This window comes from Ruegeria sp. CE9, assembly GCF_056537425.1.
Genome location: NZ_JBQFRO010000008.1, coordinates 205,310 through 221,687, shown reverse-complemented (window position 1 = coordinate 221,687; position 16,378 = coordinate 205,310). Strand labels below are relative to the sequence as shown.

Below are 16,378 nucleotides of genomic sequence, written 5' to 3'. Positions count from 1 at the left end.
AATGGATACTGAACAGGCATCTCCCAACCCGCAAAATCAACCAACTTACCACCCAACTCAACATGCAAAGAATGGAGTGGCGTGCGTTTTAAAGAAGACGTCATAGTGGCCACCTGCCTTGTGTCAGTTACCCTAAAGCGTTCCCGTCAGTCTGACCCAAGCTGCATAGATTGCAACGATTCAGCCTGGGATTTCGGCAATTCGCCTATATCGTGAGCGCTATGTATACGGGTGCATGCATCGATAATGTTCCTATAGGAAACTTTTTTCCGTTAGGCAACTCATCTTGTGCTGTGCCAGATGGACTGAACTGCGCAATAAGCAATTCAGCCGTTGTTGCCTAGCAGATCTGTGGACAAGCCACTGGGAAACATGTGTTTTACCTGCGTCTATCCTAGCTTCGATCCATTGACCTAACGGCGTGATCCAGCACGTGAAGACCTGCGATCAGGTCGTTTTCGTCCGTATCCTCGGCAAAGTCATGGCTGATTCCGTTGATCGAGGGAACGAACAGCATTGCAACCGGCATCAGGCGCGAGACATTGGTGGCATCGTGAAGTGCACCGGACGGCATTCTGCGCCATTTACCGGGCGCGATAGCCTGAGCGCCCGTTTCCAGCGCCTCGCGCAGAGTCGGGTCCATGCGGACGGGTTCCAAACCCAGCATCGGGCCATAGCTCAGCTCAACTGCCATCTCTTGGGCCACCTGTTGCACGGTTGTGCGGATTATCTCTTCCATGCGCACGAGCCGATCAGCATCCCCATCGCGCCATTGCATCGAAAAGCGCACGCGCCCCGGCACGATAGATGATGCGTTAGGTTGCAGATCGACCCGCCCAATGGTCCAGACGGTTTGCGGTGTGACGACATTTCGGAACCGGTCGTTGAGACGCGCGTTGAACAGCGACAGCGCTTGAAACGCATCGCGCCGCAGGTGCATCGGTGTGGTACCCGCATGGTTTTGTTGGCCCTTAAAGGTGATCACCACGTCTCGAATGCCGACGATATCGGTGACTACCCCAATCTGTTCGCCAGCGGCATCCAAGGCGGGGCCTTGTTCGATGTGCATTTCGATGAAACCGCTGAACCGAGCAGGATCGACAAAGCCTTGCGACATCTCTGCCATTTCAGCCCGCGCAGTGCCAAAGCAGATGCCTGTGCCATCCGTCAGCACGTCGGCCTTTTCCAAAGGCAACCCGCCTGACCAGACGGCCGACCCGGTGGTGACACCGAACCGCCCTTCTTCGTCCTGAAAGCTGACAACCGAGATGGGTCGGTCACTGGAGCGCGCGATCTCGAGCGCAGCAATAACACCAAGCGCGCCATCCAGCCAGCCGCCTTCTGGCTGGCTGTCGGAATGCGAGCCCATCAATAGCGATGGCCCGTCCGCCAATCCAAATAAGTTCCCGACCGGGTCGAACTGCGGAGTCAGACCCGCCTCAGCCATACGTTTGGCTAGCCATTTGCGCGCTGCGATGTCAGCTTCAGAATAGGCGGGGCGGATAACGCCCTTGCCAACGCCCGAGGCGCCGAACGAGCGCAGCTTGTGCAGATCGGCCAGAAACCGGGTGTGATCAACAGCCATGGGTTCTCCTGTTCGCGTAACCATATCGGTAAACCAAGCCAGACATAGGAGTTTTTTCAGACACCTGCGAAACCCCTCTGGTCCCGGCCCCGAACCTGCCCTAAGACGTCAGGCCAAGAGGGATCGTCATGTCACATATAACACTGGTGCGCCACGGGCAGGCCAATACAACCGCGCGGGACGAGCAGAGCTACGACAAGCTGAGCGATTTGGGCCATCAGCAAGCGCGCTGGTTGGGCGCGCATCTGCGCGACACGCGCACGCACTATCCCCGCGTCTACTGTGGTACGTTGAACAGGCATGTGGAGACCGCAACCAGCATGGGGCTGCCCGAGCCAATCCGGGACGCGCGCCTAAATGAAATCGAGTATTTCACACTCGCCCAGTTGTTCGAGCAGCAGCATGGGGTCAAAGTTCCAACCGACCGAGAAGGTTTTGTCGAACATCTGCCCCGCACCTTCGCCGCATGGTCCCGGGGCGAAATCGAGGACACTCCGGAAAGCTTCGAAGAGTTTGAAACGCGCGTCTCTGGCGCTCTGCATGAAATTGGCACCGAAGGTGGTCCTGCAATCATCGTAACATCAGGCGGACTGATTTCGATGGTTGTGCGGCAGGCGATGGGCTTGGATATTCCATCGATGGCACGGGTGGCGCTTGCCATCATGAACACGTCGATGCATCGTCTGCACCCGATTGGCGCACATCTGAGCCCGGTTCTGTTCAACGCAGTGCCCCATCTGGAAGCGCCAGACCGGCAATACGCGCAGACCCACCTGTAAGGAGGCCCCGATGCAACTTTATTATGCCCCCCGCACAATCTCGGTCGCCGTGGCGATTGCGCTGGAAGAGGCCGGGCTTAAGTATGAAGCCATCCGACTGGACTTTGCCGGAGGTGAGCAGACCAAACCCGCCTATAAGCAGATCAATCCCAAAGGTCGGGTTCCGGCGCTGGTTGTGGATGGTGGAATCCTGACCGAAACCGGGGCGTTGCTGGAATACGTCGCCGCCAAAGCGCCCGAGGCGGGATTGGTGCCATCTGATCCGGTTATGGCGGCGCGGATGCGAGAGGTGATGTTTTATCTCGCCTCGACCATGCATGTGAACCATGCCCACAAATTGCGCGGCCCCCGTTGGGCAGACAAGAAATCCAGCTGGAAAGACATGAAGGACAAAGTCGCGCAAAATATGACCGAGTCCTGTGCGTATATCTCGTCGAACGGGCTGCGTGGGCCGTTTGTTTTGGGCGAGGCGTTCTCGCTGGCCGACGCGTACCTGTACGTGGTGTGCAGCTGGTTGGAAGGCGACGGCGTTGAGGCCTCGGCCTTTCCAAAGATCATCGCCTTCCGCGAAGCGATGGAGGCGCGTCCTTCGGTACAAGCGGTCCGCGCCGCCGGAATGCTCTGACAAAAGGAATAGGAATGACACATCTCTGGGTCCGGGCAGAACAGCGCCCGAACGAGGAACGGGTCGGGCTGACCCCCGAAGGTGCGGCTGCGCTGATCTCCGCAGGTATCCGCGTGACGGTCGAGGAAAGCTCTGTCCGAGCCATCCCGATTGAAGGCTACAAGAACGCAGGCTGTGAGATCGCGACCGAGAATTCCTGGCCCAAAGCTCCGCTCGACGCGATTATCTTTGGCCTCAAGGAATTGCCCGAAGACGGAACAGCCCTGCCCCATCATCACATCATGTTCGGCCACGCCTACAAAGGTCAGCATTCGGGCCGCGCGCTGTTGCAGCGGTTCAAGGCCGGCGGTGGTACGCTTTATGATCTGGAATATCTTGTGGACGAGGATGGTCGCCGAGTTGCCGCCTTCGGCTATTGGGCCGGTTATGCCGGGGCGGCTGTCACTCTGAAAACATGGGCCGCGCAACAACGGGGCGAGGAATGCCCACCCGTGGGTGTCTATGCCAGCAAAGACACGCTGAACGCCGAGCTACTTACCGAATTGGATGCGGCGGGTGCGGAGCGTCCTGATGCGATCGTAATCGGTGCTCTGGGTCGCGTCGGTACGGGCGCTGCTGACCTCTGCGAGGCCATGGGCGTAAAGGTCACCAAATGGGATATGGCGGAAACCGCCAGTGGCGGGCCATTCCCCGAAATCCTCGGCCACGACCTGTTTCTCAATTGCATCTTTGCACGCCCCGGCACACCGGTCTTTGTCCCGCGCGAGGCATTAAATGCCCCGCGCATGCTGACCGCCATCGGCGACGTGGCCTGCGACCCGGATAGCGACTACAACCCGGTACCGGTCTATGATCGCGCCACCACTTGGGACGCGCCTGCCTTGCGTGTCGCCGACGACCCGGTAATGGACGTGATGGCGATCGACAACCTGCCGTCGATGCTGCCGGTCGAAAGCTCGGAAGATTACGCAGCGCAATTGCTGCCCTCACTGCTGACCTTGACCGATCTGGACAGTGGCGTCTGGGGTCGAGCAGAAGCAACTTTTAAAACTCATATCGAAGGGATCTGAGAGATGACGATTCACTGGTGCGGCACCGGCCTTTCAGCCATCCCCGGCCTGCGCCGCCTGATCGAAGGCGGGCATAAAGTCACCGTCTGGAACCGAACGATTGAAAAGGCCAGGGCCGAGGTCGGAGACCTGACTGATGACATTCGCGCCTTCGACATCGACGCGCTTGGGTCGGTGCTGGAGAAGGGCGACGTCATCGTCTCGATGCTGCCGGGGGATTGGCATGTGCCTCTCGCGGAACTCGCAATCTCGAAAGAAGCCAACTTTGTCTCATCCTCTTACATCGCGCCCGAGATGCGCGCACTGGATGACAAGGCGCGCGAGGCCGGGGTTGCGCTGGTCAATGAGGTCGGGCTGGACCCGGGCATCGATCACCTGATGGCGCATGCGTTGGTTGCCGATTACCGCGCCTCGGATGCATTTGATCCGCAAAACCACCTGAGCTTTATTTCCTATTGCGGTGGCGTTCCCAAGAACCCCAACCCGTTCCGCTATAAATTCAGCTGGTCACCATTGGGCGTGCTGAAAGCCCTGCGGTCGCCGTCCAAATCAATCCGCGACTATGCGCCACTGGACGTTGCCCGCCCTTGGGATGCGATCACTAGTTACATCGCGCCGCTGCCGACACCGGAGAGCTTTGAGGTCTACCCGAACCGTGACTCGATCCCCTTCAAGGCCGAGTACCAGTTCGAGGATCATTGGCCCGTCAAGGAATTCGTACGCGGCACTCTGCGCCTGAACGGCTGGGCCGATGCATGGTCAGACGTGTTCTCGGAAATCGAAACCTTGTCGGGTCCGGAAGGTGACGCGCGTCTGAAAGAAATGTCAGATCAGTTCTGGGCCGAGAATGCCTATGACGAGGGCGAGCCTGATCGCGTGGTTCTTTGCGTCGGCCTCAAGGCCGAGAAGGATGGCATCGAAGTTTGGCACAAAACATATGTCATGGATGCCTGGGGCGATGCGCGTGGTACGGCGATGGCGCGGCTTGTGTCGATTCCTGTGTCTTTGGCGGTCGAGGCCGTCCTGAATCGTGCAATACCTGCAGGTGTTCACGCCGCACCGAGCGACCCGAAACTGGTGCTGGGTTGGATGGGCGAGATCGACACGCTGGCGCAGCATCTGCAAATCGTGGATCACACCGCGTAAGTATAAATCGGCCGCTCCGAACGTGTCGGGGCGGCCAACTCATCTTGAAACGACAGCCCGTTATCAGATGTATTGCGCGATCACTGCTTCAACATCGCAGCGGTTGATGCCCAGTTCTGACAGCTCAACATCTGACAGCCGATTCAAATCCTGGGCAGCGCGAACGATATCTGCGCTGATCGCACGCATTCTCATTGCCCGATCGAACAGCAACAACGTGCTATTGGATGTCTTCAGGTTTGGGATTGGGTTGGTATCCAGCATACTCGTCACCTTACTGATATCTAAACAATGCTTTGCGGAACGTACCCGTAAAGCTTAGGTAACGGCCTGGTAAGGCATGTTGTGATACACGCTTTGATAAACGCGGTGCCGTATCTCAGATCGTGGGATACCGATATCGCAAAGCTGATGATCGCTGAGCTTCTCAAGCGCTCGGATCGTCTTGTTATAGGCCCTACGGCGTTGCCATGGGGATGACGCCTCAGGCTGGTTCGCAAACTGGCCGAAGAACAGATTCCGATGATCAGCTGCGGTTGCATTGATATGTGCCATGTCGAGTTCCTCCGGTATTCATCGTTGCCTCTGATGAACCTGATAAAAGAACTCGACATTAAGCCTGGAGAAAGGCCGCATTAATGTTACTTAATGCCCGGCATCCTGTTGATCTATCGCACATATCGGACCACCAGGTTGCGTATTTCTAGGCTACATCAGATCGTTTTCGACATCTTCGGCGGATATGCCCAGCGCGTCCAACCCATTCTCTAAATGATCAGACAAATGCGGCGTTCCGATCAGATAATCCGCACAAGGTGTCGAGGCTTCGGATTTCGCGGTCGCGATTGCCTCAGCCAAATCTTCGGCGAAAAAGCTTTCGCGCCCAACCCACATGACGGCCACCAGCTCTGCTTGCTCGTCCTCGCTCATGCGTTCAATGAAGGCGCGCAATTCGCCCTCGGCCCGGTCCAGCTCTCGCCCCATCATGGCGACCTGGGCGATTTTCCTTGCCGAGATTTCCAGCATGTCCCAACTCCTCGTGTTCGCGGTTCAGACATATCTGAACGATCTCACACGCCAGCGTCTTTGATCTTGCGCAAAGCGCGGGGCTTTACTGACGCGACCGCGAAACCGGTTGATCCGGGACCGGCGCGGTGCGGAAAGGGCTGAAGCGCGCACTCTTGAACCAGAGCTTGACCGCCTGCCAGTGGATCAGAAACACCGCCCGTCGCGCCCCGAACGGTCGCCGCCAGAATGACCTCAGGATGATCCGGTTGCTCAGCGGTTGCCGCGGGCCGGTCAGTGTTGCAATCAAACCGCCATTTGCGCGCCCATAGTCAATCCAGACACCGACACGATCCTCGCGATAGTCAAATCGGAATGTATATGTGCCCTCGATCTTCTGGAACGGAGAAACATGCATCAACTTGTCAGCCAGAATCCGATCGTTGGGCAAGATCGGTGAATAATCGGCTTTGTGGCACAGATAGCTATGCCGCGTGCCATATGTGTTGGTCACTTCGGCCACCACGGCATAAAGCTGGTTCTGGCCGTCAAAACAAAACCAAAAGCTCACTGGGTTGAATACATGCCCAAACACGCGGGGCTGAGTCAGCAGCATGACGCGATCCGGTTGGGGAACAGACTGCGCCTCAAAGCACTCCCGCAGCCAGATTGCACCACGTCCCTGCCCGGGTTCACCCCCATGATCGCGGTCGCGCCAGTTGGTCAGGTTTGGCCGATTGATCGAGAATAGCGAAGGCGTCTCGGGGCGCTCTTCGGGGTCGAACAAAATATAGTCGACAGAATAGCGAAACGCGTTCTCAATGGCACCTTTGCGCCCATGAAAGGTATGGCCTGCAATGTAATCAACTGTGCTCATGTCGCAGATTGTCCGTACTGCCCGCAAACTGTTCAAATGGCATGCTTTTCCGCCTGCCTCTTCTCAATATAATACGCAACCTAGCTCGAATTGGATGAAATCTATGTCCTAAACTGATCCACCTTGGGTCACGCCGCGTATTGTGGTTATGTTTACCGAGACTGATACCGCGACCTTGGACGAACCGGCGGCCCAAACGGCTGCTATTGGTGCATTGAGCGGTCGCAGACGCTTTAAGGGTAAGTCGGTGAACGGACAAAACAATACTTGTGACGCCAGACAGGAATGGGTCGGTCATGTACTCAGGATTCGTGAATCTCAGGATCAGAGTGCCTTTGCCGAATTGTTCCAACATTTCGCACCGCGCATCAAAGCGTTCCTGATCAAATCCGGATCGGACGCTGCGCTGGCCGAGGAATGTGCGCAAGAGGTGATGGCGACGCTGTGGCACAAGGCACATCTGTTCGACCCGACACGGGCGACGGTTGCGACCTGGGTGTTCACGATCGCAAGAAATAAGCGCATCGATGTATTGCGCAAACAACGCCGCCCCGAGCCTGAAGATCTGGGTTGGGGCCCCGAAGCAGAGCCCGAACAGGAAGACGTTCTGGCGCTGCAACAAGAAACCGCGCAGCTGCGTGACGCCATGGCGGCGTTACCCGAGGCGCAAAGACAGCTGATCGAAAAGGCCTATTTTGGTGATCTGAGCCATCGAGAAATCGCATCTCAGACCGGGCTGCCCTTGGGAACGATCAAATCACGAATAAGATTGGCGCTGGACCGCTTGCGCCACTCGATGAACTGAGATGACCATTATGAGTAACAAGATCAAACATCATCTGACGGACGAGATCCTGATGGCTTATGCGGCGGGCAGCCTGCCCGAGGCGTTCGACTTGATGGTCGCGACACATCTGTCGCTGTGCGATCACTGCCGCGCACGCGCCGAAAGCTTTGATGCCGTGGGCGGTTGTGTGCTGCAGGAACAAGACACCACCGCCGGTATGAGCGACGGGTCCTTGGCTGCGACGATGGCCCTGATCGCTCAGGGTGCGCCGATGCCCAGACCTGCGCGACCGTCCTGTTCGGTGCTGCCTGCGCCGCTGCAAGACTATGTCGGTGGAGATGTGAGCGACATCAAATGGAAACCGATCGGCATGGGTGTCAAGCAGGCCATCCTGCCCACCACCAGCGAAGCCACCGCCCGGTTGCTGTTCATCCCCGCAGGCGCGGCAGTCCCCGATCACAGCCATCGCGGAATCGAACTGACAATGGTCTTGCAAGGTGCCTTCTCGGACGAATTTGATCATTTCGCCCGTGGCGATGTCGAAATCGCGGATCAGGACATTCACCACACGCCGACGGCAGACATATCCGAGGACTGCATCTGTTTGGCGGTCACTGATGCCCCGTTGAAGTTCAGCAAGCTGATGCCGCGCCTGTTCCAACCGTTTCTGCGCATCTGAGGCAGTTGAGCCAATCGTGCTATACTGATCCAATGGCTTGTATGGAGTAAGCTATGCAACATCGTTTGATCTTAAGCACCCTATTGGCAACTCTCTCGACTGGAGCTTGGGCACAGCAATCAGCCGACGTAAAATTCGAACCGGGTAATTTTGGCACCATGGTCAGTGGTACGATCACCGGTGATGCGTATTTCGACTATAGCTTGGGCGCAAAGGCTGGACAGGAAATGTTCGCAGAGCTTCAGTTCAGCGATACCAACGGAAATGGCGTAATATATTTCAATATCCTGCCGCCAGACAGTGACGGCGTCGCGATCTACAACGGCTCTATCGATGGCAACACTGCGCGGATCGATCTACCCGAAGACGGGAACTATACGATCCGCGTCTATTTGATGGGAAATGATCGCGATACCGGCAAGACAGTTGGCTATAATCTGGATCTTTCGATCCAGTAGAATTCAGCCCTCGGACTTGCCCAAGGGGACTACCTTGGACTGATCGTCAGGCGCAATCTCTTCGAAATCGAAGTTATCCAGCCGTTGCGCCCGGCGACCTGCTTTTTCAGCGCTGATCTTGATTTCCGAAATGTCCTTGGCGGCCTGCCCAAAATGGCGGTCAAGGTTCGAGACCCGGTCACCCAGACGTTCCACGTCTTTGTGCAGCATCCCAAGTTCCTTGCGGATCGCTCCGGCCTGTTCACGCATGCGGGCATCTTTCAGGATTGCTCGCATCGTATTCAGAGTCGCCATACACGTGGTGGGTGACACGATCCAAACGCGCTTCGCAAAGCTCTCTTGCACCAGCTCGGGGAACTTGGCGTGTAGCTCGGCATAGACCGCCTCGGATGGCAGGAACATCAGCGCGCCATCGGCCGTTTCACCATCCAGAATGTACTTCTCGGCAATATCGTTGATGTGCTTGCGTACCGTGGAACGAAACATCTGAACGGCAGCTTTCAGCTCCATATCATTGGTCGAATTGATCAGCGCCTCATAGGCTTCCAGCGGGAACTTACTGTCGATCACAATCGGCCCCGGAGGGTTTGGCAGGTTGATCAGGCAATCAGCGCGCCTTCCGTTCGATAAAGTGGCCTGCAACTGGAAACTGTCCGATGGCAACGCCTTCGAGACGATATCGTTCAGCTGGATTTCCCCGAACGCCCCGCGCGTCTGCTTGTTCGACAGGATATCCTGCAAGCTCAGCACATCGCCAGACAATTTGGTGATGTTGTCCTGCGCCTTGTCGATGGCAGCCAGACGCTCCTGAAGCTGCGTTAGCGAAGTGGCTGTCTGTTTGGACGAACCATGCAGCGATTCCTTCATCCGCTCCTGCATTTCAGCCAGCGCGCGCGCGGATTTCATCGCGTTATCCGCCAGCCGGTCATTCATCTGCTGCTGCACTGATGACAAGCGGGACTCGACCGTCTGGATCACCTGCACCTGCGCATTGGCCTGGGTGTCTGAAACGTGCTGCAGGCCACCCCGCAATTGCTCCTGCCCCTGCCCCAGCTGCTGCACATGCTGCCCAAGATGCGCCATTTGCCGCGCCAGCGGTTCCGCCATCCGGGCTGAGCGTTGTGACGCCCGCAGCGATAGAAACAAGAGCAGCAGAATCAACGCGACCACACTTCCCGCAACCAGGATCACGGGGTCATTCAGCGCATATTGGGTGCCAGCAATCTCGATCATGTCGCCTCGGATGTTCTTGTTTTATTCTTCATAGCCCGAGCGGGCCAGCGGATCAACCGCGGCCGAACAGGCGTTCGATATCGCTCAGCTTCAGTTCCACATAAGTTGGCCGCCCGTGGTTGCACTGCCCGGAATGGGGCGTCGCCTCCATCTCACGCAGCAGGGCATTCATCTCTTCGGCCCGCATCCGACGGCCCGACCGGACCGAGCCATGGCAGGCCACGCGGCTTAGGATCGCTTCGATCCGCGCCTGCACCGTCTGGCTTTCGCCCTGATCCACAAGCTCATCAAGGATATCAAGGATCATCGCGCGGGCATCGACCTTGCCCAGAATGGCCGGCGTTTCACGCACCGCGATGGCCCCACCACCGAAGGCTTCGATGGTCAGCCCGAAACGCGCCAGATCATCCGCAACGGCCATTAGTCGCGCGCAGTCGCCGTCTGTCAGTTCGACGATTTCGGGGATCAGGAGCGCTTGTGCGGCAACGCAATTTTCCGCGATCTGAGCCTTGAGCTTTTCGTAAACCAGCCGCTCATGCGCCGCGTGCTGATCCACGATCACCATGCCGTCGGCGGTCTGGGCGATGATGTAATTCTCGTGCACCTGCCCACGTGCCGCGCCCAAGGGCAGGTCCTTCGGCTCTTCCACCGGCGGGGCTTCGGGCACCGTTTCAACGATGCGACCGCTATAGTCCTGCGACAGTTCTGCAAAACCCGGAGACTGCGCCCGATAGGCCGCCTGACGGGCCGCAGATGAAGGTCGATCCATCTGGTACACCTGCGCCGGGGCTGCAGGTGCAGACTCGGGCCGCATCGCGCCCAGGGTCGCGTTGGCCACGGTCGAAGATGCACGATGCCCGGCCTCAGCCAGCGCATGGCGCAAGCTGGATACGATCAAACCGCGCGCCAGGCCCGGATCGCGAAACCGGACCTCGGATTTTGCCGGATGCACGTTCACATCCACCAGCGTCGGATCGCAGTCGATGAACAGCGCAGCAGCTGGATGGCGGTCGCGGCTGAGGAAATCGAAATAGGCCGCACGCAAGGCACCGGTCAGCATCTTGTCTCGTACCGGTCGCCCGTTCACGAACAAATACTGCGCCACGGCGGCACCGCGGGAATAGGTCGGCAGCGCGGCATAGCCATAAAGCCTGAGCCCTTCGCGTGTGGCATCAATCTGCAGCGCGTTCTCGGCGAACTCAGGTCCCAACACGCGCGCTAAACGGGCATGCAGCGCATCGAATAGATCGCCATTCTCGCGGTATGCGCGGAAGGTGACGCGCCCCTCGCCCCCGCCTGAGACGTCACGCAAGGTGAAGGCGACCGCAGGTTCCGCCATGGCCAGACGTTTCACAATGTCCGAGATTGCCTGAGCCTCAGCCCGGTCGGTGCGCATGAACTTTAGCCGCGCCGGGGTGGCATAGAACAGATCTCGCAGTTCAACTACCGTTCCTGAGCGCAGCGCTGCAGGCTTCACCGCTTCCATCTTGCCACCCGATACCTGGATCGAGGCTGCATCAGAGCCCGGAATACGGCTGGTAATGGTCAGACGCCCGACCGCCCCCAAGGAGGGCAGCGCCTCACCACGGAAGCCAAAAGTGTGGATATTCAGCAAATCCGACCCGTCAATCTTTGACGTTGCATGGCGCGACAGAGCCAGAGGCAGATCTTCGGCGGCAATGCCGCATCCGTCATCGGTGACTCGAATCAGGGTCTTTCCGCCATCCGCAATATCAATGGCAATGCGTGTGGCGCCGGCATCAATGGCGTTTTCGACCAGTTCCTTGACCGCTGAGGCCGGCCGCTCCACAACCTCACCCGCCGCAATGCGGTTGATCGCTGCATCATCGAGCTGCCGAATTACGGGCCGATCATCGCTGATATTGGGGTCTGCGTATACCATACCCCTAGACCTAGCATAGATCGGCGCGATTCTACCACCGGTTTGAATGGCAAATAAGGGGTTGGAAATGAGGTGTCCGGCCAGCTTGACCGCGCCGATAAGGGGGTAGCGACTAGGGTCAAAGCTGGCCGGACATACCAGAGTGAGTGGTGGTCTTGTGGTATTCGGTTGAAACTCTGGTATCACCGCAAATGGAATAAATCCTGTTAATAATCATTTATTGTTTCCACTTGGCGAAGTTCAGCCGAAACCCCGCGGAAACCATTGGCATGAAAGCGCCAAGTCAAGCTTGGCTGGGTGCTCCGCTGCGGGTGCGGCAAGGACCAAAGGCAGCGGTCAGCGCTAGGATCAAGCCCGATATCGTCGCGATCATGCCAGCAGCGCTGACGGCATCCGCGCCGCCAAGCCATAACGGGCCATACCCCGCCACGACGTAACCGGACACGGCAGAGATGGCGGCAAACAGAACACTCCAGATGATCTGAGTTTCCAGCCGATTGGTCATCATGCGTGCGGCGGCAGGCGGGCAGATGAACATGGCGATTACAATGATCGACCCCACCGCATCAAAGGCTGCCACAGCGGCGATCGCGGCCGTAATCACCAGTGCCATCCCCAACGCGCCAGTGCGTATACCGATCGTGCGCGCAAAGCCTTCATCAAAGGTTGAGATCTTGAGCGGTCGCCAGAACAGCCAGGTGAATAACTTGACACCCACCAGTGTCAACGCGATGCGTGGCAGCTCGGGTGGCAACCCGGCCAACGCCCGCATATCCAGCAGTGAGGACCAGCCCGTCGCATCCAGCCAGATCAGGCTCTCCAGATTGCCGTAAAGCGCATGCTCCACGTCCAGATGCACGGTCGAGGTGTCGGTCTGCTCCAACAGAAGAACGCCACCTGCGAACATAGTAGTGAAGACAACACCCATGGCAGCGCCAGGCTCAATCTGACCCAAGCGCCGGATGGCCTCGATCATCACCACAGCCACGATCGCGGCCCCAGCCGCACCCAGCATCATCGGCCATGTTGAAATCGCGCCGGTCAGAAGAAAGGCGACGACAATACCCGGCAGCACCACATGGCTGATCGCATCCCCGATCAGGGCCTGCTTCCGCAGCACCAGAAAGTTGCCGGGCAGCGCACATGCGATGGCCGCGAATGTTCCGATCAGCAATGGCGTCAGCGACAGGGGGACGAATTCTTCACCGCTCATAGCGTGACCTCCTGCGGGGCACCAATTCGCCGGTCAATTTCGGCAATCTGGTCGCGGGTCAGAACGGTCTCGATATCGCGCAGCCCGTCATACAGTGCTGCGGTCGCCTCATGCGCTTGATCCGCGCGTACGATTTCCCAACGCTTTTCATCCCGCAGAGCTTTGGCGGCGCGGGCTTTCCCCTCGCCCGTCGCAACACCGTCCGCTCGCACGACACCCGCGCGGCGCAACAGGCGAATGGTCAGCGGTTCATAAATCTGCTGCCCCTGCGCCAAGGCCAGCAATCCTTGCCGGATATGCACCCGACGCTGAAACCGCAGATGACGCAGAACAGCTGCCAACACGCCCCGAACCGGCGCAAACAAAAGCGACAGCGCAAAGAATCCAAAGCTGACCAGAACGATGATCGGGCCGGTTGGCAGATTTGGTGCCGAGGCTGACAGCCCGGCCCCCAGATACCCCGCCAGACCCCCGACCAAACCGGCCAGCAACACGACGCGATCAGACCGTTCAGTCCAGAACCTTGCCGTCACCGGCGGTATGATCAGCAGGGCAACGATCAGGATCAGTCCAACGATCTTAAGCCCAACCACCGTGACCGCCAGCACCAGCCCCATCATCGCCAGATCGATCTGCTGCACCGGCAACCCGCGTGCGGCGGCATATTCAGGATCAAAGGCCACCATAGTCATCGAGCGGCGGATGATCATGACCAGCACCAGCGTCGCCGCACCTCCAATCGCTATGATCAGAGCGTCCGCCCACAACATGCCTGCAGTCGAGCCCAGCAAGAACCCTTCCAGCCCGGCTTGCCGCCCAACGCCCATTGTTTGAATCACGGTCAACAGGACCACACCAAACCCGAAGAACACCGAGAGAACCGCGCCAATTGCGGCATCTTCTGCCAACCGAGTATGGCGCGTCAGCCAGTTCATACACAGCAGACCAACCCACGCGGATATGGCCGAGCCCGCAAGCAGGCCGATCAGGTTTCGCCCATCCCCGCCAAGCGCCACCAACACCATGAAGGCGAGGCAAACGCCCGGTAAGGTCGCATGGCTGATGGCATCGCTGACCAGCGCGCGTTTGCGCAGAAACAGGAACGTCCCCGTCACCCCTGCAGAGATACCAAGCAACGTTGCACCAATGGCGACCAGCGTGGCGTTATAGCCAAGCTGCAGCGTCAGAGCTTCCCAAAGCATGATTATCCCAGCGCGCGCGAAATCTGATCGATTTGGGCGGTGGCCAAACGCCCGCCATAAGCGGCTTGTAGCGTTTCAGCGGTAAAGGCCTGCGCCACCGGGCCTTCGGCCACTTTGCGGGTATTGATCAGGAACACATGGTCGAAATAGTCGGTAACCGTGGCCAGATCATGATGCACCACAACAACGGTCTTGCCTGCCTCTTTCAACGATTTCAGCACGGCGATGATGGCCTTCTCTGTCGCGGCGTCGACACCAGCAAAGGGCTCATCAAGCAGGTAAAGATCGGCATCCTGCGCCAGTGCACGGGCCAGAAAGACCCTCTGTTGCTGACCACCGGAAAGCTGTCCGATCTGGCGATCAGCAAACTCTCGCATTCCGACCCGGTTCAGACAGTCCATGGCGCGCGCCTTATGGCGGGCGCGTACGCGGCCCAGCAGGCCCAACTGGCGGGAAAGTCCCATCAGCACCACATCAATCACGCGCGTCGGGAAATCCCAATCCACGCTGGCACGCTGCGGCACATAAGCGATGCGCGCGCGCTGATCCTCAAGCGGTTGGCCAAACACGGTCACTTGACCCGACAGCGGTGACACGATCCCCAATGCGGCCTTAAGCAAGGTCGATTTCCCGGCCCCGTTCGGCCCGATAATCGCTGTCATTGCTCCGGGCTGCACCGTCATATCTACTGAGAAAACGGCAGGCTTTTGACCGTACGAAACAGTCAGCCCACGAATGGCGAGAGGGCAGCGATCAATATCCTGCCCTTCTACGGAAATGCCTTGCACTGTGGCGAGTTCCAGCATCACTCAAAACCCCGCCGACAATTTGCCGTTCATGCCACGCTGAGGCACCTCTGCACCCAGCGCCCCGGCAATCACAGTGATGTTGTGATCGAGCATCCCGATATAAGTGCCCTCATATGTGCCCGGCTCACCCATGGCGTCAGAGAATAGCTCTCCGCCAACGCCCACTTTATGGCCCTTGGCTGCAGCACCCTCGATCAGGGCACGCATGGAGCGGTCCGAGACCGAGCTTTCGACAAACACGGCTTTCAGTTGGCGATCCACCAGAGTGTTCACCAGTTCGCCGATCCGGCTCAGACCCGCCTCGGACTGGGTCGAGATACCCTGAACGCCCAGCACCTCATAGCCATATTCAGCGCCGAAATAGCCAAAGGCGTCATGCGCGGTCAGCAGCAAACGATTGTCTTCAGGAACAGCGGTCAGCATCTGTTCGCCATAAGCGCTCAGCGCATCAATCTCGGCCAGAAAAGCCTGCGTGTTGGCGGCAAAGATATCAGCAGCCTCGGGACGGGCTTGGGTTAGCGCCTCTTGCACCTCAAGCACCACGTCGCGCCACAGAACCGGGCTCATCCAGACATGCGGGTCATATTTGTCGGCATAATCGTCATGGGCACGCAGTTTAGCCTTATCGATCCCCTCAGCCACCGCGACAACGGTCTTCTTGCGACCCAGGTCTTCAAAGAAGCCTTCCATCTGGGCCTCGAGATAAAGACCGTGCCATAACACGAGATCGGCGCGGGTCATTGCCACGATATCACTACGGGTCTGCCGATATGCATGCGGATCGACGCCCGGACCCATAAGGCCTTTCACCTCAACCTGATCACCACCGACCTGACGGGCTGCGTCAGCAATCATGCCTGTGGTCGCGACCACTTTCAGCGGTACTTGGGCCATTACAGCAAAGGGCCACGCAAGCATAACGGCCAATACTGCAATAAGTGTGCGACGAATCATGTCGGGCTCCGAACGGTTATCTTTCTTAGCTTAAATATGAGAACCATTCGCAA

18 protein-coding genes are annotated in these 16,378 nt (G+C 58.2%); 7 read left to right on the top strand and 11 right to left on the bottom strand.

The window, feature by feature from the left end:
* Window positions 1-394 precede the first annotated feature (394 nt).
* The gene (locus tag ACR0B3_RS16280; protein WP_480809988.1) at window positions 395-1,585 is read right to left on the bottom strand and encodes a Zn-dependent hydrolase; all 1,191 of its coding nucleotides are present in this window, start codon (window positions 1,583-1,585) and stop codon (window positions 395-397) included.
* Between the two features lie 128 nt (window positions 1,586-1,713).
* On the opposite strand from ACR0B3_RS16280, the gene ACR0B3_RS16275 reads away from it, so the two are divergent.
* The 4 genes from ACR0B3_RS16275 to ACR0B3_RS16260 are packed head-to-tail and all read left to right on the top strand — an operon-like array spanning window position 1,714 to window position 5,205.
* Window positions 1,714-2,364 (top strand): histidine phosphatase family protein, encoded by a 651-nt coding sequence (locus tag ACR0B3_RS16275; protein ID WP_480809987.1) that lies wholly within the window; start codon window positions 1,714-1,716, stop codon window positions 2,362-2,364.
* A gap of 10 nt (window positions 2,365-2,374) precedes the next feature.
* Window positions 2,375-2,989: a glutathione S-transferase family protein gene (locus ACR0B3_RS16270; protein ID WP_480809986.1), complete on the top strand. Its 615-nt coding sequence runs from the start codon at window positions 2,375-2,377 to the stop codon at window positions 2,987-2,989.
* A 14-nt stretch (window positions 2,990-3,003) separates the two neighbouring features.
* A complete protein-coding gene (locus tag ACR0B3_RS16265) occupies window positions 3,004-4,059 on the top strand; it encodes a saccharopine dehydrogenase (protein ID WP_480809985.1) in 1,056 nt (351 codons plus the stop codon).
* Between the two features lie 3 nt (window positions 4,060-4,062).
* Window positions 4,063-5,205, top strand: coding sequence for a saccharopine dehydrogenase family protein (locus ACR0B3_RS16260; protein ID WP_480809984.1), 1,143 nt, complete (start codon window positions 4,063-4,065; stop codon window positions 5,203-5,205).
* A gap of 63 nt (window positions 5,206-5,268) precedes the next feature.
* On the opposite strand, the gene ACR0B3_RS16255 is transcribed toward ACR0B3_RS16260, so the two are convergent.
* From ACR0B3_RS16255 to ACR0B3_RS16240, 4 genes are all read right to left on the bottom strand, one after another.
* Window positions 5,269-5,469, bottom strand: a complete 201-nt coding sequence (locus ACR0B3_RS16255) for a DUF1127 domain-containing protein (RefSeq protein WP_170725260.1) — start codon at window positions 5,467-5,469, stop codon at window positions 5,269-5,271.
* Window positions 5,470-5,523: 54 nt separating this feature from the next.
* Window positions 5,524-5,760: a DUF1127 domain-containing protein gene (locus ACR0B3_RS16250; protein WP_480809983.1), complete on the bottom strand. Its 237-nt coding sequence runs from the start codon at window positions 5,758-5,760 to the stop codon at window positions 5,524-5,526.
* Between the two features lie 153 nt (window positions 5,761-5,913).
* Window positions 5,914-6,231 (bottom strand): DUF3775 domain-containing protein, encoded by a 318-nt coding sequence (locus ACR0B3_RS16245; protein WP_170684241.1) that lies wholly within the window; start codon window positions 6,229-6,231, stop codon window positions 5,914-5,916.
* A gap of 85 nt (window positions 6,232-6,316) precedes the next feature.
* Complete coding sequence (locus ACR0B3_RS16240) at window positions 6,317-7,087, bottom strand: DUF1365 domain-containing protein (RefSeq protein WP_480809982.1); 771 nt, start codon at window positions 7,085-7,087, stop codon at window positions 6,317-6,319.
* Between the two features lie 148 nt (window positions 7,088-7,235).
* Here ACR0B3_RS16240 and ACR0B3_RS16235 point away from each other — a divergent pair, with 148 nt between their 5' ends.
* From ACR0B3_RS16235 to ACR0B3_RS16225, 3 genes are read left to right on the top strand one after another with little or no spacing between them, the layout of a single operon-like run.
* On the top strand, window positions 7,236-7,892 hold the full coding sequence (locus ACR0B3_RS16235) for a sigma-70 family RNA polymerase sigma factor (RefSeq protein ID WP_480809981.1): 657 nt from the start codon (window positions 7,236-7,238) through the stop codon (window positions 7,890-7,892).
* A gap of 10 nt (window positions 7,893-7,902) precedes the next feature.
* Window positions 7,903-8,553, top strand: a complete 651-nt coding sequence (locus ACR0B3_RS16230) for a ChrR family anti-sigma-E factor (protein WP_480809980.1) — start codon at window positions 7,903-7,905, stop codon at window positions 8,551-8,553.
* 53 nt (window positions 8,554-8,606) lie between these two features.
* On the top strand, window positions 8,607-9,011 hold the full coding sequence (locus tag ACR0B3_RS16225; RefSeq protein WP_480809979.1) for a hypothetical protein: 405 nt from the start codon (window positions 8,607-8,609) through the stop codon (window positions 9,009-9,011).
* A 3-nt stretch (window positions 9,012-9,014) separates the two neighbouring features.
* Here ACR0B3_RS16225 and ACR0B3_RS16220 read toward each other — a convergent pair whose 3' ends face one another.
* The 6 genes from ACR0B3_RS16220 to ACR0B3_RS16195 all read right to left on the bottom strand — a co-directional run bounded on the left by ACR0B3_RS16220 (window position 9,015) and on the right by ACR0B3_RS16195 (window position 16,325).
* On the bottom strand, window positions 9,015-10,244 hold the full coding sequence (locus tag ACR0B3_RS16220) for a DNA recombination protein RmuC (protein WP_480809978.1): 1,230 nt from the start codon (window positions 10,242-10,244) through the stop codon (window positions 9,015-9,017).
* Between the two features lie 52 nt (window positions 10,245-10,296).
* The gene (gene mutL, locus ACR0B3_RS16215) at window positions 10,297-12,147 is read right to left on the bottom strand and encodes a DNA mismatch repair endonuclease MutL (RefSeq protein WP_480809977.1); all 1,851 of its coding nucleotides are present in this window, start codon (window positions 12,145-12,147) and stop codon (window positions 10,297-10,299) included.
* A gap of 283 nt (window positions 12,148-12,430) precedes the next feature.
* Complete coding sequence (locus ACR0B3_RS16210; RefSeq protein ID WP_480809976.1) at window positions 12,431-13,360, bottom strand: metal ABC transporter permease; 930 nt, start codon at window positions 13,358-13,360, stop codon at window positions 12,431-12,433.
* Window positions 13,357-14,562, bottom strand: coding sequence for a metal ABC transporter permease (locus ACR0B3_RS16205; protein ID WP_480809975.1), 1,206 nt, complete (start codon window positions 14,560-14,562; stop codon window positions 13,357-13,359). The genes ACR0B3_RS16210 and ACR0B3_RS16205 overlap by 4 nt, the downstream gene beginning before the upstream one ends.
* Window positions 14,563-14,564: 2 nt before the next feature.
* Window positions 14,565-15,368, bottom strand: a complete 804-nt coding sequence (locus ACR0B3_RS16200; protein WP_170761610.1) for a metal ABC transporter ATP-binding protein — start codon at window positions 15,366-15,368, stop codon at window positions 14,565-14,567.
* 3 nt (window positions 15,369-15,371) lie between these two features.
* Window positions 15,372-16,325 (bottom strand): metal ABC transporter solute-binding protein, Zn/Mn family, encoded by a 954-nt coding sequence (locus ACR0B3_RS16195; protein ID WP_480809974.1) that lies wholly within the window; start codon window positions 16,323-16,325, stop codon window positions 15,372-15,374.
* Window positions 16,326-16,378 lie beyond the last annotated feature (53 nt).